This window comes from Deltaproteobacteria bacterium (genome assembly GCA_019308925.1).
In the GTDB taxonomy this organism is placed as follows: Bacteria; Desulfobacterota; B13-G15; order B13-G15; family RBG-16-54-18; genus JAFDHG01.
Genome location: JAFDHG010000068.1, coordinates 1 through 20,239 on the forward strand (window position 1 = coordinate 1; position 20,239 = coordinate 20,239).

The window sequence follows — 20,239 nt, forward strand, 5'->3', positions numbered from 1 at the left end:
AATGCCCTCCTATACTTCACCGGAAACACTACGTGATAATGTATCTGCCATGCCCAATGATACCCTTTCTTTACCTCACCCCTTTTTTCTTCCTCCTTAACCACATGGCAAGACTACTACCTAAGGTAACCCTGTGGCAAGCCACAGGGAATTATCAAGATTAAAAGTAAAACAAGAATAACTGAAATCATATTGAGTTTTTTTCTTTCATAATTTATACCCTTAGACTACCCTTCCTATATTATGCAGATTCATCTTACGGCAAAATAGAATACCTCCCTGAAATTATGAAAAAATTAACGGTGTTCGTCAAGAAAAGTTGTGATATTGAAATCGGGATGAAATAACCCCTTTCGATCCCGAAATTGATCAGCTACTTTTTATCTTTTTATCTTTCAGCAAGGCATCGAGACCAGCGAACGGCCTGTAGGTAGAAGGTGGCTCTTTCTCGCCGCCCGGCGGCGCCTCGTCGTGCCATTCCTCTTCCAGATACTTCGAGTGCTCATAGTCGTGACAGTAGATACACAGCAGCTCCCAGTTGCTGCCGTCAGGTGGATTGTTATCGTGGTCGTGATCCTTGTGATGGACCGTGAGCTCACGAAGTCTCTTGCCTGAGAATTCGCGCCCGCACCGCGCACAGATCCACGGAAACATCCTGAGCGCCCGCTCCCGATAGCTCTCCATCCGACGCTCTCGGTCGCGCCGAGCCTCGGCAATGATCTGATCCAGCCTGTCGGCCTCTGCTCGCGTCTTCTTCGGTGACATGCACTCACCCTCCAGTCGTCCGGTTTAGAACAAGCCGAACCTTAAATTACACAGCGTATATGCAGCTTTATATTACGGCAAAATAGAATACCTGTTGAAATTATGGAACAAATTAACTATGCTTGTCAAGAATGTCCTTTATATTGAAATCAGGAAATGCTGAACGTGAGTTCCCCTGGTCCGACCCCAATCCCTCCCCTCCCCCAACTCTCCCCCTTCTGAAAAAATGGGGAAAGTTCTGGGTCTTTATGAATTGACAAATGGAGGATAAATATATTAACATTTTACCGTGAAACTCATTCACGGTAAATTTGAGGCTTGCAAGCTGTTTTGGCCGTTGGGTATTTTGAAGTCACCTTCAGGGGGCAAGGCCCCCTGAAACCCTCCAGGAAGGGAAAATCCTCTTTGGGGGGAGGTTGAGGGGGTGAAATCCCATCAAAGTAAAGCTAGAATAAGGAAGCCCAGTATTTTCATAAGCGGGGTTGAAGGTAAACCCTCATGAGGGTTGAGGAGAGGAGAGTTAATGAAAGAAGAGGAGTTGGCTAAAAAGTTATGGGAGGAAGATGAGGAGTTCCGGCAGATGAAGGAGGAGCATGCCTGGTTTCACAGGAAGGTGGAGGAGTTGGACAAAAAACCCTTTTTGACCCCAGCGGAGAAATTGAAGAGAGAGGAGTTGAAAAAGAGAAAGCTCATCTTCAAGGACAGGATGGAGGAGATGCTTGCAGAGTATCGCCGCCGGATAGGGGGGAAGAAATGAAAAAGACAGGGTCCCAAATCCTATTGGAGAGCCTCAAGATGGAAAAGGTGGAGGTGATCTTTAATTACCCTGGAGGGGCCATCCTCCCCCTCATCGATGAACTTCCCTGTTGGAATCTTAAAAAGATACTGGTCCGGCATGAGCAGGCAGCGGTTCATGCGGCTGATGGATATGCCCGGGCCAGCGGCAAGACAGGTGTGTGTCTGGTTACCTCTGGCCCTGGGGCCACGAACACCGTTACCGGGATCGCCACCGCCTTTATGGATTCCATCCCTGTGGTCGTACTCACCGGGCAGGTCCCCACCGCCCTGATCGGTAATGATGCCTTTCAGGAGGCCGACATCATCGGGATTACCCGCCCCTGCACCAAATATAACTATCTGGCCACCGATGTGCGCAAGTTGTCCCAGATCATAAGGGAGGCCTTTCATATCGCCAGGTCTGGACGACCTGGCCCTGTACTGGTCGATCTCCCCAAAGATGTCCTCACGGATGCCACCGAGTTTAGATATCCGGAGGAGATCTACATCAAGGGGTATCAGCCCACAGTCGATGGACATATCCCGCAGATCAAGAGGGCCTTAAGGCTCATCCTAAAGGCGCGCAGGCCAGTGATCTATGCCGGTGGAGGGATAGTCTCCTCTGGCGCCTCAAAGGAGCTTATCAAGTTGGCGGAGATGCTCCGTATTCCGGTCACCATGACCTTGATGGGCCTAGGTGGGTTTCCGGGCACTCATCCCTTATCCCTGGGAATGTTGGGGATGCACGGGACCTATCGGGCCAATATGGCGGTAACCGAGTGCGATCTGTTGGTCGCCATTGGGGCCAGGTTTGATGACCGGGTCACAGGGAAGATAGAGGGCTTCTCCCCCAAGTCCAAGAAGATCCATATCGACATTGACCCCACCTCCATCAGCAAGAACGTAAGGGTGGACATCCCCGTTGTGGGGGATTGCAAGAGGGTCCTTGCCAAGATGATCGCCTTTCTCCAGGAAGAAGGGGGGGTAAAGGAGTACAGAGGGTCGTTGGATAAGTGGCATGAACGAATCGAGAAGTGGGGTAAGACCCATCCCCTCACGTATCAGCAGACCCAGGTAATCAAACCCCAATATGTTATCGAGAAGATCTATGAGCTGACCAAAGGTGAGGCTATCATCACCACAGAGGTGGGACAGAATCAGATGTGGGCTGCTCAATTTTATCTGTTTGACCACCCTCGCAGCCTCCTCACCTCTGGTGGCCTGGGGACCATGGGTTATGGATTTCCCGCAGCTATTGGGGCTCAAGTGGCCTTTCCTGAACGCACGGTGGTTGATATTGCCGGGGATGGGAGCATCCAGATGAATATCCAGGAGTTGGCCACTGCCGTACACAATAAGCTACCGGTGAAGGTAGCCATCCTCAACAATGGATACCTGGGGATGGTGAGGCAATGGCAGGAACTATTCTATGAGCGGAAATACTCTCTGACACATATTGGGGAGGTCAGTCCTGACTTCGTAAAGCTCGCCGAGGCCTATGGGGCGGTGGGCCTGCGGGCCACCAGACCCGAAGAGGTGGTCCCCGTGATTCAAGAGGCCCTGCGAATCCCGTACCCCGTGCTCATGGACTTCGTTGTGGAGCCAGAGGAGGGGGTCTATCCCATGGTGCCAGCTGGTGAGCCGATAGACCAGATGCTGTTGGTATGAGGAGGAAATATGCGGCACACAATAAGCGTCTTAGTGGAGAATGAATTGGGGGTCCTGGCCCGGGTAGCGGGACTCTTTAGTGGGAGGGGGTTTAATATTGAAAGCCTTTCGGTGGCAGAGACCTTGGACCCAACTGTTTCCACCATGACCATCGTGACCCGGGGGGACGATCAGATCATCGAACAGGTGACCAAACAGCTCAACAAACTGGTGTGCGTAATAAAGGTAATGGATCTGGAGGGGAAGGACTATGTGGAGAGGGAAATGGTTCTGGTAAAGGTGGCGGCCAAGGCGGAGACCCGCGCGGAAATCCTCAGAATAACCGACATCTTTCGGGGCAAGGTGGTCGATGTCAGCCCCAAGAGCTATGCCATAGAGGTGACCGGGGATGAGGACAAGATCAGGGCCTTTCTAGAACTCCTCAAGCCCATAGGGATCAAGGAGGTAGCCCGTACAGGCCGAGTGGCCCTGGCGAGGGGTTAAATTTAGCCATAAAAGGGGGATGCAATGGCAAAGATCTACTACGATCAAGACGCCGATTTGAAATACCTGGAGGAGAAGAGGATCGCGATTATAGGTTATGGCAGCCAGGGGCACGCTCAGGCTCAAAACCTGCGAGACAGTGGCTTAAATGTGGTAGTAGCCGAACTGCAGGGGACGCCGAACTACCGTCTAGCCCAGGAACATGGGTTTTCTCCGGTCTCAGCCGCGGAGGCCGCCCAAAGTTGCGAGGTCATCCAGATATTGCTGCCCGACACGGCGCAACCCCGTATATATAAGGAGGAGATCGAGGGGGAGCTAAGGAAAGAGAAAACTTTGGTCTTCTCCCATGGGTTCAACATCCATTATGGACAGATCATCCCACCTCCCTTTGTGGATGTCATCATGATAGCTCCCAAAGGCCCAGGTCATCTCCTGAGACGGCAGTTTGTGGAGGGCAAAGGGGTCCCTGCGGTGGTGGCAGTGGAGCAAGATGCCTCGGGAAAGGCCCTGGGGGTGGCCCTTGCTTATGCCAAGGGGATAGGTTCAACCAAGGCGGGGGTAATCGAGACTACCTTTAAGGAGGAGACCGAGACGGACCTCTTCGGCGAGCAGGTGGTCCTGTGTGGGGGGGTATCGGAGTTGGTGCGGGCCGGGTTCGATACCCTGGTGGAGGCCGGTTATCAGCCCGAGATCGCCTACTTCGAGTGCCTCCATGAGCTCAAATTGATCGTCGACCTAATGTACGAGGGAGGGATCAACTATATGAGGTACTCCGTCAGTGATACGGCGGAGTACGGGGACCTGACCCGAGGCAGGAGGATCATCAATGAGGAGACCCGCTTGATCATGAAGGAGATCCTAGAGGACATACAGGACGGCACCTTTGCCCGCGAGTGGATCCTGGAGAATGAGGCCCGCCGTCCTGTCTTTAATGCCCTGCGCAAGAGGGATCAGGCGCATTTAATAGAGAAGGTAGGCAAGGAACTGCGCATGATGATGAGCTGGATAGAGAGCAAGGATGAACCTTAAAAGGAGAAATTTTCCCATAGTCTTGCAGGGGATACCGTATATCCTCCCCCCTGCCGTGATCACCTTGATATTGGGGTTATGGGGGGAGATCTATCTTTTTGTTCCCTTTCTCATACTGACACTCTTTTGCCTCTTCTTTTTTCGGAACCCCTCTCGCCAAATACCTGATGGTGAAGGTCTGATTCTGTCCCCTGCCGATGGGCGGATCGTGGAGGTGGAGAAAGGGGTGGAGGTCCCCCTTTTGGGGGGGGAGGCCACCAAGGTGAGCATATTTATGTCCCTCTTTGATGTCCATGTGAACCGAGTACCTGTTGGGGGAACAGTGGAGGAGGTTAGATACCAGAGGGGGAGGTTTCTACCGGCGTATAGGGGAGAGGCCTCACGACAAAATGAACAGAACGCCCTCCTGCTTCAAAGCGCCGAAGATCTGAAACTGGTCTTTGTCCAGGTGGCCGGCATTGTGGCCCGGAGGATAGTTTGTCATGTGCGCAGGGGTGACCGGGTGCAGAGGGGGAAGATCTTTGGGGCCATCCTCTTTGGCTCCAGACTGGATGTCTACCTCCCCAAAGGGATGGAGGCAACGGTCTGCAGGGGAGAGAGGGTAAAAGGAGGAGAAAGCGTGCTGGGGGTGATCAAATGAGGAAGGATAAGTCTAAAATAAAGAAGAGGGAGGGAGTAAAGAGGGGGATATATATATTGCCCAATCTGCTTACCTCAGGGAGCCTTTTCTGCGGGTTTTATGCCATTATCGCCTCCTTTAACGGGAACTACCTCCACTCGGCGGTGGCCATCTTGGCTGCTGCCTTCTTTGACGGGATCGATGGGAAGGTGGCCCGTCTGACCCGATCCACTAGCCGCTTTGGGGTGGAGTTTGACTCCCTCTCAGACCTGGTGGCCTTTGGTGTGGCCCCGGCTATTCTAGTCTTCTCTTGGGCCCTGCAACCATATGGGAGATTGGGGTGGCTGGCTGCCTTCCTCTATGTGGCCTGTGGTGCCCTCAGATTGGCCAGGTTCAATGTCCAGATAAATACGGTGGAGTCCCGATATTTCCGGGGGCTTCCCGTCCCAGCAGCAGCAAGCCTCATCGCAGCGACCGTCCTGCTCCTCCATCGCCTAGGAGAAGGAGGGGAGACCAAACATCTATTCCTTCTCCTCTTGATCTACCTGCTCGCCTTCCTCATGGTGAGCAACATCCGTTACCACAGCTTCAAGGATCTGGAGCTCCTCAAGAAGAAGCCCTTTAGCACCCTGGTTGCCGTGGTCTTGGCCATGGTGGTGGTGGTGGCAGAACCAGAGATCATGCTTTTCATCTTCGCCTCCCTCTATCTCATGTTGGGGCCCTTGAGCACCCTCCTGGGGTGGTACAGAAAGAGGGAGGTGGTGTTAAACGAGAAGAAGACAGAGTCGTTGATGAGATAGAGGGAGACAAGGGTGGCGGGATGGAGGTCTTTTTTCGCCGTAGAGCTAAACAAAGAGATAGAAGAGGGGATTAGAAAGGTCCAGGAGGTGTTAAAGGGGAGAGTGGGGGGGGTGCGTTGGGTGCGGCCAGAGGGCATTCATCTCACCCTCAAGTTCCTTGGTGAGGTAGATCCGGATCGTATTAAGGAGATAGTGCGCAAGGCGCAGGAGGCTGTCAAGGGTGTAGGCCCTTTCAAGATAAGGATCAGAGGAGTCAGCGGGTTCCCGAGCGCAAAGAATCCACGGGTTATCTGGATAGGGGTGGAAGATCAAAGCGGCCTCCTCAGGGAGTTACAGATGAGGGTGGAAAAGGGGTTGGAGGAGCTCGGTTTCAAGAGGGAGGAGAGGGGTTACACCCCTCACCTTACGTTGGGGCGTCTGCGCTCAGGGAAGGAGAAAGGGGCTATCACCGAGGCCCTAAAGGATATAGGAGATAGCGACCTGGGGACCATGGAGATTGGGGAGATTACCCTCTTCCGGAGCCAATTGAAACCCACCGGGGCGGAGTATACCAAATTGAAGAACATCCCTTTGGAGGTCCCTTAAAAGGAGGGTCTTTATTTACCGTTTTTGGAGGATTCAAGGGGGCAATCTTCAAACAGGGTTCAGGGATTCAAGGGGTTTGCCTTTCACTAGAACCCTGGGGCCCTAGACCCCTGGAACCCTATGATTTGGACCCTTGAATCCTGTATTTTACATAGGCAGGGATGAGGCTAAACCCTTATGAGGGTTTAGAGGAGGATTATCATGGAACTGGGCAAAGAAAAGGAGAAGGCGGTCAACGTGGCCGTCACACAGATTGAGAGACAGTTTGGCAAAGGGGCCATCATGCGCCTCGGTTCTGAGGTGCGACCAGCAGAGATCCAGACCATCTCCACTGGTTCTTTGGCCCTGGACATGGCCTTAGGGGTGGGGGGACTCCCCCGGGGGAGGGTTGTGGAGATCTTCGGCCCCGAGTCCTCAGGCAAGACCACCTTGGGCCTGCATGTGGTGGCTGAGGCCCAAAAGGATGGGATAGCGGCCTTTATTGATGCAGAACATGCCCTGGACCTAAACTATGCCCAGAGGCTGGGGGTAAAGGTGGAGGACCTCCTGGTCTCGCAGCCCGACACCGGGGAGCAGGCCTTGGAGATCACAGAGGTCTTGGTACGTAGCGGGGCAGTGGATGTGATTGTCATCGATTCGGTGGCGGCCTTGGTACCTCGGGCAGAGATTGAAGGGGATATGGGGGATGCCCACATGGGCCTGCAGGCCAGGCTTATGTCCCAGGCCTTGAGAAAGTTGTCGGCCACCATCAGCAAATCAAAGGCCATTGTGATCTTCATCAATCAGATCCGGATGAAGATCGGGGTTATGTTCGGCAACCCGGAGACCACTCCGGGGGGGAACGCCCTCAAGTTCTATTCCTCGGTGAGGCTGGATATAAGGAAGATAGCCACCATAAAGCGAGGGCAGGAGGTGGTGGGGAATCGGACTAGAGTCCGAGTGGTGAAAAACAAGGTGGCTCCTCCATTTAAGGAGGTGCAGTTCGACATCATATACGGGGAGGGGATCTCCCGAGAGGGTGAGATCTTGGACCTCGCCGCTGACCTAAATATCCTGGAGAAGGTGGGCACCTGGTATTCCTTCGGCGACGTAAGGATCGGCCAAGGCAGAGAAAACACCAAGGCCTTTTTGAGAGAGGACCCAGAGGTGAGGAGGGAGATCGAGCACAAGATCCTTGAGCACTACAACCTCCCCAAGGAGGAGAAGGAGGCGGGAGATGGATCTCAATGAGGTATTGCTCACCGCCCTGAACAACCGGGCCTCGGATATCCACTTTCAGGTCGGCCAGCCCCCCATCCTCAGGATCGATGGAGAGTTGGTCCCCTTGAAGGATTATTCAGCCATGGACTCCAGTCAAGTGGCTAAGCTGGCCTATCAAATCATGAACGAACGGCAGCGCGAGCATTTCCTGAGAAACAGGGAGATCGATATGGGCTATGGGATCGCTGGGCTGGGGAGGTTTCGGGTCAACATCTATCAACAGCGGGGGACCATCGCCGTCGCCTTGAGGGTGATACCCTTTGGGATCAAGGGGTTTGAGGAACTCAACCTGCCGGTGGAGGTGTTGGAGCGAATCTCCATGCAGGTGAGAGGATTAATCCTCTTGACCGGTACCACCGGCAGCGGCAAGTCGACCACCTTGGCGGCCATGATCGACTATATCAACCACCACAGACGCTGTCATATCATTACCATTGAGGATCCCATCGAGTTTCTCCATCGCGATCAAACGAGCATCATCAGCCAGCGAGAGATAGGCACCGACACCGATAACTTTGCCCAGGCCCTTAAGATGGCCCTACGCCAGGACCCGGACGTGATCCTAGTGGGGGAGATGCGGGATTTTGAGACCATTGAGACGGCCATCCTGGCGGCGGAGACAGGACACCTCGTCCTCAGCACCCTTCACACCCTGGATGCTGCGGAGACGGTTAACAGGATCGTTGCCGTCTACCCCCCCTATCAACAGAAACAGATCCGGCTCCAGTTGGCCGGGATCCTGGAGGGGGTGATGTCCCAGCGGCTTCTGCCCCGGGCCGATGGGATAGGGAGGGTGCCCGCGGTGGAGATTATGGTCTCCACTGCCCGCATAAGGGAATGCATCGTGGATAAGGACAAGACCCATGAGATCCATGAGGCCATCGCTGAGGGGTTCGCCTCCTATGGTATGCAGACCTTTGATCAATCCCTAATGTCCCTCCTTAAGAAGGGGTTGATCACCTACGATGAGGCCCTCCGTCACAGCAGCAACCCCGACGACTTCGCCCTCAGGGTCAAGGGGATCCTGGCCACCAGCGATATGACCTGGGATGAGTTTGAGAAGAAGAAAGAGGAGGAAAAGGAGGAATTGGAAATCGACAGGTTTTAGAGATGACAGGGGACGAAATAAGGGTCGCCTTTTTGCGTTATTTTGACCAACGGGGGCATAAGGTTGTCAGAAGCTCCCCTTTGGTGCCTTATAATGACCCCACCCTTCTATTTACCAACGCAGGGATGGTCCAGTTCAAAAAGGTCTTCTTGCAGGAGGAGGCCCGGGAATACACACGGGCTACTTCAGTGCAGAAGTGCCTGCGGGCAGGAGGAAAACACAACGACCTAGAGAACGTGGGCAGGACAGCCCGCCATCACACCTTCTTCGAGATGTTGGGGAACTTCTCCTTCGGCGACTACTTCAAAGAGGAGGCCATCGAGATGGGGTGGGAGTTCCTCATCGAACACCTCCACCTCCCTCCAGAGAGGTTTTGGGTCTCAATCTTCGAGGATGATGAAGAGGCCTTTGCCATCTGGCGGGAGCGGATAGGCCTGCCTGCGAACAGGGTCGTGCGCATGGGAGAGAAGGACAACTTCTGGGCCATGGGGGATACCGGCCCCTGCGGCCCCTGTTCGGAGATCATCATCGATCAGGGAGAGGAGGTGGGATGTGGCTCTCCAGAGTGCGGGGTGGGCTGCGATTGTGACCGCTTTCTGGAGCTTTGGAACTTGGTCTTCATGCAATATAATCGGGAAAAGGATGGGAGTTTGACCCCCCTGCCCAAGCCAAGCATCGACACGGGGATGGGACTGGAGCGAATAACGGCGGTGGTCCAGGGGGTGAAGAGCAATTACGACACCGATCTCTTTCAGGGGATAATAGGGCGCATTGAGGAGATCAGTGCGGTGAGTTATAGGACCGATGAAGCGAGGCACGTATCCATCAAGGTAATCGCCGACCATGCTAGGGCAGTGACATTTCTCCTTGCTGATGGGGTCCTTCCGGCCAATGAGGGAAGGGGATATGTGCTGCGCAGGATTATCCGCCGGGCCCTGAGGCATGGGAAGATTTTGGGAATAGATGGCCCCTTCCTAGTCCCCATGGTGGAAAAGGTAGTGGAGGTGATGGGGAAGGCCTATCCAGAGGTAAAGGAGGGAAAGGGATATCTCACCCAGATCCTCCAAAAGGAGGAGGAGAGGTTTTCGGAGACCTTGGGCTATGGGTTAAAGGTCTTGGGGGAGGAGGTGGAACGGCTGAAAGAGGAGGGGGTACGGGTCCTCCCCGGAGAGACGGTATTCAAGCTCTATGATACCTTTGGTTTTCCCGTTGACCTGACCGAGGATATTGTCAGGGAGGAGGGAATGGCCATCGATCTGGAGGGATTTGAGCGGTCCATGGAAGCCCAGAGGAGCCGGGCGCGGGAAGCATGGAGGGGGGAGGTGGACGAGAGGCTTTCCCCGGTCTATAAAGAGATGATCTCCGAAGGGGTTGCCACCCAGTTTGTCGGCTATGAGGCACTGCAGATCGAGTCAGAGATAATGAAGATTATCAAAGCTGATTACTTCACCCCCTCTGCCAAAAAGGGGGAGGAGGTGGAGATCATCACCTCAGCAACCCCCTTCTACGGTAAGGCAGGGGGACAGGTAGGGGATAGGGGGATAATTACCGGAAAGGGGGTTCTGTTGGAGGTGAGCGATACCGTCCGTCCCCTCCCTGAGCTTATCGTTCATGAGGTGGTGGTCAAGGAGGGGGAGGTCAGGGTTGGGGATAAAGTCCTCCTACAGGTGGATGAGGAAACCAGGAGGGCCACGACCCGCAACCATACCGCCACCCATATCTTACAGGCCGCCCTCAGGGAGATCTTGGGGGAACACGTTAACCAGTCCGGCTCTTTGGTATCGCCAGAGAGGTTGCGCTTCGATTTCACCCATTATGCAGGAATAGATCAGGAAACCTTGGAGAGGATAGAATCATTGGTAAACCGATGGATATGGCAGGATGCACTGGTCCTGGTTGAGATAATGGCCATGGAGGAGGCTGTCAAGAGGGGAGCTACGGCGCTGTTCGGCGAGAAGTACGGGGAGCAGGTCCGGGTGCTCACCATCGGGGACTACAGCCAGGAGTTGTGTGGGGGCACCCATGTGCACAGGACCGGGGAGATAGGGATCTTCAAATTGGTCTCCGAGAGCGGGATTGCCGCCGGGGTGAGGAGGATAGAGGCCCTAACCGGCTGGGGGGCCCTGGATTATCTCCGAGAGGAGGAGAAGGAGCTGAGGGAGGCGCGCCAGCTTCTCAAGGCGAGACCAAGGGAGTTACACTCCAAAATAGAGAAGTTCTTGGAGGGACAAAGGGCCTTGGAAAAGGAGATCGAGGCCCTTCACCGGAGGCTTACCACCGCCCAGACGAGGGGAGCTCCGGAGGTCAAAGAGGTGAGGGGGATAAAGGTAGCCTCTTGCCGGGTGGAAGAGGTAAATCCCAAGATCCTCCGGGAGATGGGGGACGGAATAAAGGACAAGATCGGCTCGGGGATCATCCTCTTGGGGGGGCAGAAGGAGGGGAAGACCACTTTGATACTCATGGTCACCAAGGATCTGACCGATAGATTCCGCGCCGATGAGCTGATCAAGGAAGTAGCTGAGATGGTAGGGGGCATGGGTGGTGGCAGTCCCACCCTGGCCCAGGCAGGAGGTACCAGGGTTGAGAAGCTGAACAACGCCTTGGAGTCCATTTATGGGATTGTGGCAAAGAGGATGTAATGCGGCAAACCTTGCACGTCTCCCTTACATACCTCTCTCGCAATAAACAGTCAGTACGCCCTCCTCTGAGAACGTTCTTTCTGGAGATCTTCCTATAATCTTAAGTTAAGCTGTTTGTTCATTGTGGGAGTACCCTTCGTCAGTGGGAGTACCCTTCGTCATACCAAGAGGCGGGTTGGTTCCAAAACAACTTCTAAAGGCAAAAAGCAAGACCCGACCCTATTGTCATCCTATAAAGCTATGCCCATCTTTTCAAGTAGCATCACGGATCGTCGATATCTCACGACCAACATCCATGCATTCCTCAAGGGAAAGTGATAAATCAAAAGCTTCGTTTAATACACCTCGAACGATTCGGGCGGGACTGGTCTTGCGGCCGCTCAAACCCAAATGAAACAAGATATCAATCGCCTCTGTTCTGTAATTGTCCAAGTCTTCAATGGTATCTGCCCTATTGCCTAAAGGATTCCATGCGGTCAGCAGATCCATAACCTTCCGTATATGTTCTTCCTTAATCGACATCAATACTCCTCTTGTTCTAACACAGAATTAACCTGCCTGTGCCATTACGTGGCATGAAACAGGCAAATACCTTTTGAATATGAAATATGTCGAGCCAGTTGCAACAAGCTCAGCTTGGCACAGGGCAGGTTGAATGAAAGGTTCTGCCAATTACTTCAATCGATCTTTCCAGTAATCAGGTTCTCTATGAAGGTGCATAACGGCAAGAATAAAGAGAACATCTTCGTTGATTGCATAGATAATGCCATAAGGAAAACGACGAGTCTGACAGCGCCGGATATCGTCTTCGAGTACAGGCCAAGCTTGGGGAAAACTGAGGATGTTTTCGATGGTGGAATGTATTTCAATGGCGAAATCGTAACCGAGACCTGGCTCACAATCTTCATAGTAGTCTATAGCGGCGATAAACTCGATCTCGGCTTCAGGGTGAAAAACGTATCTCATTTAGCAAACCGTTCATGGACTCTATCAAATACCTCGTTACCTGGAATCGGTTTAACTTTTCCTGAACGAAGTTCTCCAAGCCGTCGTTTAGCTACCTCCGCCCATTTCTTGTCAATGGCTGGATTGGGCATGTTAAGGCTTTCCAATAAGGAATTTGCGATACGTACACGCTCCTCAACTGGAAGAGAAAGGGCTTCATCGATAATTTTTTTAGTGACAGGCATGATGTACCCCCATATTCTAAAAGTGATTATTCATTGTGACAACAAATAGTAAACAACAGACTCCATCGCAATATAATATTCGAAGCAGAATTTAATTATTGAATAGATTCTTTAAAAAACTAGCACAGCAATCATACAGTGTCAATATATGCTATAATTTATTAAATGTGTGTTATCTTGACGTTAGGTTTACGAGGGGAAACGGCTATTTAGATTTTTCAATGGTGATGGTAACTGCCAAGGCCGATTACCACTTAATGAGCGAACTCCCCCAGGTAAATCCTCCACCAAAGGCGGTCAGCAGGACCAGGTCTCCTTCCTGGATGGTCCCATCTCTTACCGCCTCATCCAGGGCAATGGGGACCGTGGCGGAAGAGATATTCCCATACCTATCAATGTTCACGTAAACCTTATCCATAGAGACGTTCAATCTCTTGGCCATCCCTTGCAGTATGCGGAGGTTTGCCTGATGGGGGATGATCACCTTAACGTCATCCATGGTGATATCGTTATAGGATAGGGCCTCCTCGCAGGCCTCGGCAAACCTCTTGACGGCCACCTTAAAGGACTGGTTGGCCCCGATCATGTTCAGGGTATGGAGCTTCTTGTCCACGCTCTCGTATGATATGGGGGTAGTCTTAGACCCACCTCCGGGCATCAAGAGGGTATCCCCGTTGGCACCATCGGTATGCAGGTGGGTGGAAAGGATCCCTCTGTAATCTTCTACCTCCTTGATCACTACTGCCCCAGCCCCATCCCCCCAAAGGATACAAGTTTCCCTATCAGTCCAATCCAGCGTCCTAGTCATGATCTCTGAGGCAACCACTAGGGCATTGTGGTAGATCCCGGTCTTGACATACTGCTCCGCCACAGACAGAGCGAAGATAAAGCCTGTGCAGGCGGCAGTAACATCAAAACTGACGGCATTCACCGCCCCTAGCTTCGCCTCCAACCAATTGGCCCCTGAGGGGCAGTGGGTGTCTGGGGTAATGGTGGCCATAATGATGAGCTCTATCTCTTCAGAGGCCATATTTGCAACCTCCAAGGCCCTTTCACACGCCACCTTGGCAAGATCTGAGGCCGCCTCTGTATCCTTTGCCACGCGTCGTTCTCGGACCCCTGTCCTGGTAGATATCCACTCGTCACTGGTATTGAGGACCTTCTCCAGATCGAAATTGGACAGGACCTTTCCCGGAAGATAAGAGCCGGTCCCGATGATCCCCACACGTCTCATCCATTTCCTCCAATAGAGATATTCAATAAATCCTCGTCAGGGCAATACGAAGATATACCCATGTCCTCACCTTTGTCAATGACAAAGAACCCAAAGGTCTTGACAAAAAAAAGGGAAAAGGGTATAAAAACTTGAACTTTCAGCAGACCAAGACGAGGTTGGGAGATGGAGAGTGCTCTGCTTTTAAACGCCACCTATGAGCCCCTGCGGGTGGTTTCTTGGAAAAAGGCCATTACCCTGATCACCTTGGGTAAAGTGGAGGTAATCGAGGAATACGATCGAGAGGTCCGAAGCGTCTCTTTCAGCATTCGACTCCCTTCCATCATCAGACTCATCAGATATGTGCGTAAGAAAAAGGGAGGGGTAAAGTTCTCCCGCCAGAACATCTATGCCCGGGACAAAAACCGGTGTCAGTATTGCGGCAGGAAACTCTCCGCTGAGGAGTTGACCTATGATCATGTGATCCCCAGGTCGATGGGAGGAAAGACCGAATGGACCAACATTGTCACCTCCTGCATGGATTGCAACAGGAAAAAGGGAGGAAAGACCCCCAAAGAGGCAGGGATGAGGCTTGTGCGCAAACCCGAGAAACCGGAGTGGCTCCCCATCTTGCGGATCACCATCAACATCAAGCAGGCCCCAGAGTCATGGTTGGATTATCTCTACTGGAATGTGGAGTTAGAGGCATAGCCCTTTAAGAACCCTCATTGGTCTCTAATAGGCAGGCCGCCAGCCTGCCTATTTTTTAGGAGAAAGAAGTCTTTGGTGAGTTCTTATCCGCATGATGTTCAGAATGTTGCGTGGCAGAGATATACGAAGGCCATTATAAGGATAAAGATCCCCACGACACCTAGCTGTTTGCAAGAACTGTAACCACTTCAGGAAAGGGACAAGGAAGGAGTCAGGTCTAATTTTTGAGATTCTATTTTTTTGCTATATTTCTTAAAAGGCTCCTCATTTTCCCAGATCTATAAAGCCACCGAAATTACTGAGCTATCCAAAAGATAGGCCTTTGTCATTTCCGGCTCGAGGAGAACGTATTGTGGAAACTGCCCTGCAAAATATCTTTGGCATGTACTTTATTATGATGGCGGCCTATTTTCTCAAGAGGATATCACCTTATCCTGTTGAGGTGGTAAATAATCTTGTCTTTAATTTTTTCCTGCCTGTGACCATATTTTATTCCATGGTAGAGCCACAAAAATCTCATCTGTCAGAATTTACAGAACTAGCCATTTCCGGTTTTGTTATTATCTTTTTGACGTATGTTTTGGCCGTTATCGTAGTAAGGCCCCTTCATCTCAAGGAGAGCTTTAAAAGGACATTCCTCTTGGGGTCGTCCTATGGCAACCATGCCTTTTTAGGCTTTCCAGTTGCTTATGCCTTTTTAGGGAATAACGGTGTTGTTTTGGCCATTTTCTATCTTATCGGGGGTTATTTCTTCCTGTATATTATCGGTCTTTATATCATGACAGGCAAAATGACCCTTTCCAGTCTTTTTAAAAATCCTTTAGTTATCGCTATGATAGCAGGAATGCTGTGCATCATCCTGAGGTTGCAACTCCCTCCTTTACTCACTTACAGCCTTTCGCTGATGAACAAGGCCACCTTCCCTCTGGCCATGGTGGTAGTTGGGGGAGGCCTAAGCCTAAAATTTTTTGTCAAATCAAGTAATATTATTTACACATTCATAGTTAGTTTTATAAAGTTGATCCTTTCTCCCCTCATTGCCTTTGCCTTAGGATTGGCCTTTTCCTTATCTTCTGACCAGCTTGCTATTTCCATACTCCAATCTGCGATGCCGGCTGCTGTACTGGTAACTGTGTTTTCAGTTAAATATGAGGGAGATGATGTCTTCAGCAACTCCATTGTATCTCTCACCACACTGGCAAGTATCGGTACCATTCCATTGCTATTTTTGCTCTTGAGATATTAACCATGCCTGGGCAATAAAAGGCCCCTTAAGGGGTCAGATGTAAGCATCTATCCCACCTTGCTCCCTCATAAGATCACGTTGCCTTCTTCGCTTAAGATGAAGGGGAAGAACCTAGAGGTTGGGAAAGAATAATATACCGAGGAGTCGGTCCTTCTCACCCATTATGAAGAGTCGCTCTAAAGCCTCTCCTGAATTCCTAACTTCAATTCCTCAAGTAACTGGAGTATTTCCTCGAAATCGTCGCTGAAAGCTGCACTGCTTCTTATCATATCCTCTACCAGTCTATAACGGGTTTGTTCGCCAGTTTCCCTATCTAGTATTCCTGGAACAGCCTTCTTAGTATGAGGGCTTAAAATTGCGGCAATATCTCGGCCTAATAATCTTGCGCTGGCACAAACGTAGTCAAAATCTTCGTTTTCTACCAAATCCGCTTCCTCACTGAATAGGCGTTCATCGTTTCCAGCATCTATGTATGTACGCATGATTAACGCTAAGTCCTGGGCATCGCTAGCACGTTCGGGATATTTATCGTGCCATGAAATTATTTTCATAAGAGCCAATCCCGCTAGGGTTGCAAATTGTATCTCAAGAACGGGGTTTGACCTCAACCTGACCATTAATGAATGGCGGTATGATTCTTCGAATCCAAGGGTAGTCATCTCAATTTCGTGGTCTGGTGGCCAAGTTAGAGAATCACTACGGCCCGCAATGGGGCCAAATGGAATGATGTCAATAATGAGACGCTCTTTAAATTTTAGTCTCTGTACTTCATTGGTTGGCGTAAATTTTCCGGTTGCCTCCAGGCCTTCTCTCAGTTTTTTGTAGTGGTCCCAATCTGGCACCCGTACTCCGAAATCAATGTCCCTGGTAGCTCGAATGGTGGGGATATCGTAACCATGCATGAGAATCATATCCCGTGCTGTTGCCCCAACAATAAAGAATGGAACACCCTGAGATTTAGCGATATGAGCGGTAGTCTCAAAAGCTTCCAATGTAAAATTATCAATCTTCCCGGATAAGTCGAGTAAGTTCTTGCTCATATATAATCCCTGCTGTTTTGATATTTCGGGCATCACCGGTAGCGAGTAAGTCTGCGTAAATCAACAGGGGATGCACCACGTTACGATGTGGCCAGTTGTGTTCAAACCCCCAAAACGCTTTGAGAATCTCAATCTCTCCATTAAGGTGTTTTCTGAGCTTATTCTTCAGCAGCAATTTACCAACTGGTTGGTTCGTATAAATTGTTACAATTTGCGGTTTCAAATATCCAGTCAATATGGTTGCCGCAACTTCCCCGCCCCAGTAAGCGTTAAAGGCCTGTAACTCAGTATGCTTCCACCAGTCATAGTTATCAGCCCTGAAGCGTCCTATCAATTGTTTTGGCCTTAATTGCTCGGGATATGTTGTAACCCATCGATTTAATAAATTTTCCTTCCGAACCAATCGGCGACCCCGTTTCCCCATATCAATCAGATAACCCGTTTTTTTTAAGTCGTCCACGACCCAGCCAACAGTCCCCAAAGCGACAGTTGCCGCTTTAGCGATTTCACGCAATGGGGCGTTTTCCAGACCCGGATTGCATAGGAGGGCGAAAACAACCTGTAGGCCTGCAGGTCGAAAGGCACGTGTTGGGGGCTCTGGGCGATATTTATCGGTAAGTTTATTCCCTTTGATGAAGATGAACAAGGGAGGTTTGTTAATGTAAGCATTACCAGCTACATCAACGAATGGAATATTCATCTCCTTTAGCAGATCTGCCACTTGGGGCGTAACGTACCTTGTGACAAGAAGCCCTTTTTGCCGATATTCATGTAATTGTTGGGCAGCTAGACCAATTGTGGCACGTGTAATCATATTTTTAAACTCGGCAGCAAAATGCCACTCTATATCTTGCCAGGCGATTCGTATCACTGCATCTGGAGCGGGAGCGTCATGAAAAGTAGTAGGTTGAACTTCGACAGTAAGCCCAGTTGTCCTTCGGAGTACTTCCAGGGCTTCATGCAAAATTTCTATCTCTTTAGGTTTCCTATCCATTGTGCTCAGTATCAGTAGGCTATGTACACTATTTGATAATGTACATTTTTAGTGAACATATCATAATAATGTACAAATGTCAACACCCTTAATTTGGCTCAGCTATTTTATAATACAACATCTTACATCTTGACTAATAACTAAACTAAATTATGTTCATTATAATTAAATGTTCATTTTTTTATGTACATATAAAAATAATGTACGCTTATTATAATGGCAGTCTGATAAGTTTAGATCTTGGCAAGATATCTACAATTTTCGGATTTAGGTAGCGATTACAGCATCAATATAGATCTCCAGAGATATTATACTAACCTATTTTCTTTCTTCCTTTATATTTTCAAGATTCTCGAGCCTGGAAATTCGCTCAACGGGTGGTGGGTGGGAATAGTAAAACCAGGCGTAAATGGGATGGGGCACCAAATTGACCAGATTGTCAGTAGTCAACCGTAAGAGTGCGTTGCACATCGGTTTGGTCGTCCCCATCAAGTCAAAGGCAACATCATCGGCCTCGCGTTCAAACTTCCGGGAAACGGCCGATTCTAAGGGGCGAACGAAATAGCCAAGAGGGCTCATAAGTGCCCCGACAAGAAACAACCCGACATATGCCACGGGTTCTTGAAAACCGAAGGTTTGGTAAATTAAAGGCCAATTCAGCAATTTTGCAAAAAGATACAACCCAATCAGGGAAAGCATCTGCACGAAAACGAGTTCTTTGTATATATGTTTTCTCTTCCAGTGTCCCACCTCATGGGCGATGATCGAAAGGATTTCCTCATCAGGATGAGATGTCAACAGGGTGTCGAAGAGAACGATCCGCTTTATCCTGCCGATTCCGGTAAAATAGGCATTGGTGTGTTTGCTACGCTTGCCGGCATCCATCTGAAACACCCCTCTAACTTGAAGTCCCGCTTTCCCCACCAGCGAAACGATCTGATTCTCCAGTTCCTTATTGGCAATGGGTCCAAATTTGTTAAACAACGGATCAATCAGCACTGGGTATAGCCATAGCATCAACAATTCAAACACAGCAACCATCATCCACGCCCACAGCCACCAGGTATTTTTGAGATAATATACCAAGATCAATAGGACGCAGAGGAGGGTACCACCCAGGATCGCTGATATGGCCATACCTTTAATCCAATCGAAGAACCACAACTTAAGGGTTCTGGTGTTGAATCCGTACCATAAAGCGGGGCTGCCACTGGCTGACTATCTCGGCCAACCAGGGCAAAAAACCAGACAACAAAATGGCCAGCAAGAGTGCCTGGTCAAATAATGTCACAACAATACCGAATTTGGCAGAATCAGCCGTATAAGCAGAAATCCTGGCCAGGTTCTCCTGATCCACCGTACCCTGAAAAACTCGGGGGACCTTGTTTCCATACTGGCGCAGATGGGAGACATTGAGTCGTTTGAGGGTAAATTGAAACAGGGACCGAAACACGAAAACTGCAAGGAAAACGATTAGTAAAAAGTTAAACTGAAGCATACTATTCACCGTGAAAATATCACGAAAAAAGGAGATTGTTCAAGGACTGTTTCGGACATCTTTTCTGAACATTATTCGGGCGTATAACCCGAAGCTCATTGGTTCAAATCAAGCCTCGACTGGAAAAATCCTGTGCAGTAATTGTCTAGCAATGAGTCAAATGAAAAAATAAATAGATATTCAAAGAAAATTTGCGATTTTAGGATCTTCCCGAATTTCAAAATATATTTATACACTATAACATGTTAAGAAAAATAGCAGAAAAAGAATAGCGATCAAATATTTGAAAATAATTATTTAAAATGAGATTTACATAAGTATTCATAGGTACTAAACTGGTATATAAATATCACCCATCAGTCTGTAATTAGCCCAACAATATAAAGCTGAACCTACTGGAGCAAGTTATGAGAAAGGGGTTCCAGAAGGTGCCAATATGAAGCCCAGTTTCTTATAAATAACATATAAGATTTAAAAAGTTGATTTCCTGTAGATGAAAAGGAGTCAATCCCATTTTTAGTTGAAATTCTGTAGCGGCCCATCTTTTCCATTACGCAGCTACTACCTCCTGCACCTCTATCCCAAGCTCCTGCTGGATCGCTTTCCTTAATGCA

At 50.1% G+C, this 20,239-nt stretch carries 21 protein-coding genes; 12 read left to right on the forward strand and 9 right to left on the reverse strand.

What is annotated here, in order from left to right; all coding sequences use genetic code 11:
* Positions 1 to 369: 369 nt before the first annotated feature.
* Entirely contained in the window at positions 370 to 765 is a 396-nt protein-coding gene (locus JRI46_10445; protein ID MBW2039988.1) for an HNH nuclease family protein, read from the reverse strand.
* A gap of 523 nt (positions 766 to 1,288) precedes the next feature.
* Between JRI46_10445 and JRI46_10450 the strand changes: the two genes are divergently transcribed.
* From JRI46_10450 to alaS, 10 genes are all read left to right on the forward strand, one after another.
* Positions 1,289 to 1,522 (forward strand): hypothetical protein, encoded by a 234-nt coding sequence (locus JRI46_10450; GenBank protein MBW2039989.1) that lies wholly within the window; start codon positions 1,289 to 1,291, stop codon positions 1,520 to 1,522.
* Positions 1,519 to 3,210: a biosynthetic-type acetolactate synthase large subunit gene (gene ilvB, locus JRI46_10455; GenBank protein ID MBW2039990.1), complete on the forward strand. Its 1,692-nt coding sequence runs from the start codon at positions 1,519 to 1,521 to the stop codon at positions 3,208 to 3,210. The genes JRI46_10450 and ilvB overlap by 4 nt, the downstream gene beginning before the upstream one ends.
* A 9-nt stretch (positions 3,211 to 3,219) precedes the next feature.
* Entirely contained in the window at positions 3,220 to 3,693 is a 474-nt protein-coding gene (ilvN, locus tag JRI46_10460; protein ID MBW2039991.1) for an acetolactate synthase small subunit, read from the forward strand.
* 24 nt (positions 3,694 to 3,717) lie between these two features.
* Positions 3,718 to 4,722 (forward strand): ketol-acid reductoisomerase, encoded by a 1,005-nt coding sequence (gene ilvC / locus JRI46_10465; protein MBW2039992.1) that lies wholly within the window; start codon positions 3,718 to 3,720, stop codon positions 4,720 to 4,722.
* The gene (locus JRI46_10470; protein ID MBW2039993.1) at positions 4,712 to 5,362 is read left to right on the forward strand and encodes a phosphatidylserine decarboxylase family protein; all 651 of its coding nucleotides are present in this window, start codon (positions 4,712 to 4,714) and stop codon (positions 5,360 to 5,362) included. The genes ilvC and JRI46_10470 overlap by 11 nt, the downstream gene beginning before the upstream one ends.
* On the forward strand, positions 5,359 to 6,141 hold the full coding sequence (pssA, locus tag JRI46_10475; protein ID MBW2039994.1) for a CDP-diacylglycerol--serine O-phosphatidyltransferase: 783 nt from the start codon (positions 5,359 to 5,361) through the stop codon (positions 6,139 to 6,141). Before JRI46_10470 ends, pssA begins: the two co-directional genes overlap by 4 nt.
* A 12-nt stretch (positions 6,142 to 6,153) precedes the next feature.
* On the forward strand, positions 6,154 to 6,726 hold the full coding sequence (gene thpR, locus JRI46_10480; GenBank protein ID MBW2039995.1) for an RNA 2',3'-cyclic phosphodiesterase: 573 nt from the start codon (positions 6,154 to 6,156) through the stop codon (positions 6,724 to 6,726).
* Positions 6,727 to 6,933: 207 nt separating this feature from the next.
* Positions 6,934 to 7,956 (forward strand): recombinase RecA, encoded by a 1,023-nt coding sequence (gene recA, locus JRI46_10485; protein MBW2039996.1) that lies wholly within the window; start codon positions 6,934 to 6,936, stop codon positions 7,954 to 7,956.
* Positions 7,943 to 9,094 (forward strand): type IV pilus twitching motility protein PilT, encoded by a 1,152-nt coding sequence (locus JRI46_10490; protein ID MBW2039997.1) that lies wholly within the window; start codon positions 7,943 to 7,945, stop codon positions 9,092 to 9,094. The genes recA and JRI46_10490 overlap by 14 nt, the downstream gene beginning before the upstream one ends.
* Before the next feature lie 2 nt (positions 9,095 to 9,096).
* Complete coding sequence (gene alaS / locus JRI46_10495; protein ID MBW2039998.1) at positions 9,097 to 11,733, forward strand: alanine--tRNA ligase; 2,637 nt, start codon at positions 9,097 to 9,099, stop codon at positions 11,731 to 11,733.
* 252 nt (positions 11,734 to 11,985) lie between these two features.
* Here the strand turns inward: alaS and JRI46_10500 are convergent, their stop codons facing one another.
* The 4 genes from JRI46_10500 to JRI46_10515 form a co-directional block, all read right to left on the reverse strand.
* A complete protein-coding gene (locus JRI46_10500) occupies positions 11,986 to 12,255 on the reverse strand; it encodes a DUF1871 family protein (GenBank protein ID MBW2039999.1) in 270 nt (89 codons plus the stop codon).
* Positions 12,256 to 12,405: 150 nt separating this feature from the next.
* On the reverse strand, positions 12,406 to 12,699 hold the full coding sequence (locus tag JRI46_10505) for a type II toxin-antitoxin system RelE/ParE family toxin (protein ID MBW2040000.1): 294 nt from the start codon (positions 12,697 to 12,699) through the stop codon (positions 12,406 to 12,408).
* Positions 12,696 to 12,923, reverse strand: a complete 228-nt coding sequence (locus JRI46_10510) for an addiction module protein (GenBank protein MBW2040001.1) — start codon at positions 12,921 to 12,923, stop codon at positions 12,696 to 12,698. The genes JRI46_10505 and JRI46_10510 overlap by 4 nt, the downstream gene beginning before the upstream one ends.
* Before the next feature lie 247 nt (positions 12,924 to 13,170).
* The gene (locus JRI46_10515) at positions 13,171 to 14,157 is read right to left on the reverse strand and encodes a ketoacyl-ACP synthase III (protein ID MBW2040002.1); all 987 of its coding nucleotides are present in this window, start codon (positions 14,155 to 14,157) and stop codon (positions 13,171 to 13,173) included.
* A gap of 165 nt (positions 14,158 to 14,322) precedes the next feature.
* Between JRI46_10515 and JRI46_10520 the strand changes: the two genes are divergently transcribed.
* Positions 14,323 to 14,847, forward strand: a complete 525-nt coding sequence (locus JRI46_10520) for an HNH endonuclease (GenBank protein MBW2040003.1) — start codon at positions 14,323 to 14,325, stop codon at positions 14,845 to 14,847.
* A gap of 352 nt (positions 14,848 to 15,199) precedes the next feature.
* Positions 15,200 to 16,093 carry an AEC family transporter gene (locus tag JRI46_10525; protein MBW2040004.1) on the forward strand — a complete coding sequence of 298 codons (894 nt, stop codon included), beginning with the start codon at positions 15,200 to 15,202 and terminating at the stop codon, positions 16,091 to 16,093.
* Between the two features lie 176 nt (positions 16,094 to 16,269).
* Here JRI46_10525 and JRI46_10530 read toward each other — a convergent pair whose 3' ends face one another.
* The 4 genes from JRI46_10530 to JRI46_10545 form a co-directional block, all read right to left on the reverse strand.
* Positions 16,270 to 17,133: a nucleotidyl transferase AbiEii/AbiGii toxin family protein gene (locus tag JRI46_10530; protein MBW2040005.1), complete on the reverse strand. Its 864-nt coding sequence runs from the start codon at positions 17,131 to 17,133 to the stop codon at positions 16,270 to 16,272.
* Positions 17,096 to 18,127: a hypothetical protein gene (locus JRI46_10535; protein MBW2040006.1), complete on the reverse strand. Its 1,032-nt coding sequence runs from the start codon at positions 18,125 to 18,127 to the stop codon at positions 17,096 to 17,098. The genes JRI46_10530 and JRI46_10535 overlap by 38 nt, the downstream gene beginning before the upstream one ends.
* A 318-nt stretch (positions 18,128 to 18,445) precedes the next feature.
* Positions 18,446 to 19,291: a M48 family metallopeptidase gene (locus JRI46_10540; protein ID MBW2040007.1), complete on the reverse strand. Its 846-nt coding sequence runs from the start codon at positions 19,289 to 19,291 to the stop codon at positions 18,446 to 18,448.
* A gap of 1 nt (position 19,292) precedes the next feature.
* On the reverse strand, positions 19,293 to 19,580 hold the full coding sequence (locus JRI46_10545; protein ID MBW2040008.1) for a hypothetical protein: 288 nt from the start codon (positions 19,578 to 19,580) through the stop codon (positions 19,293 to 19,295).
* Between the last annotated feature and the right edge of the window lie 659 nt (positions 19,581 to 20,239).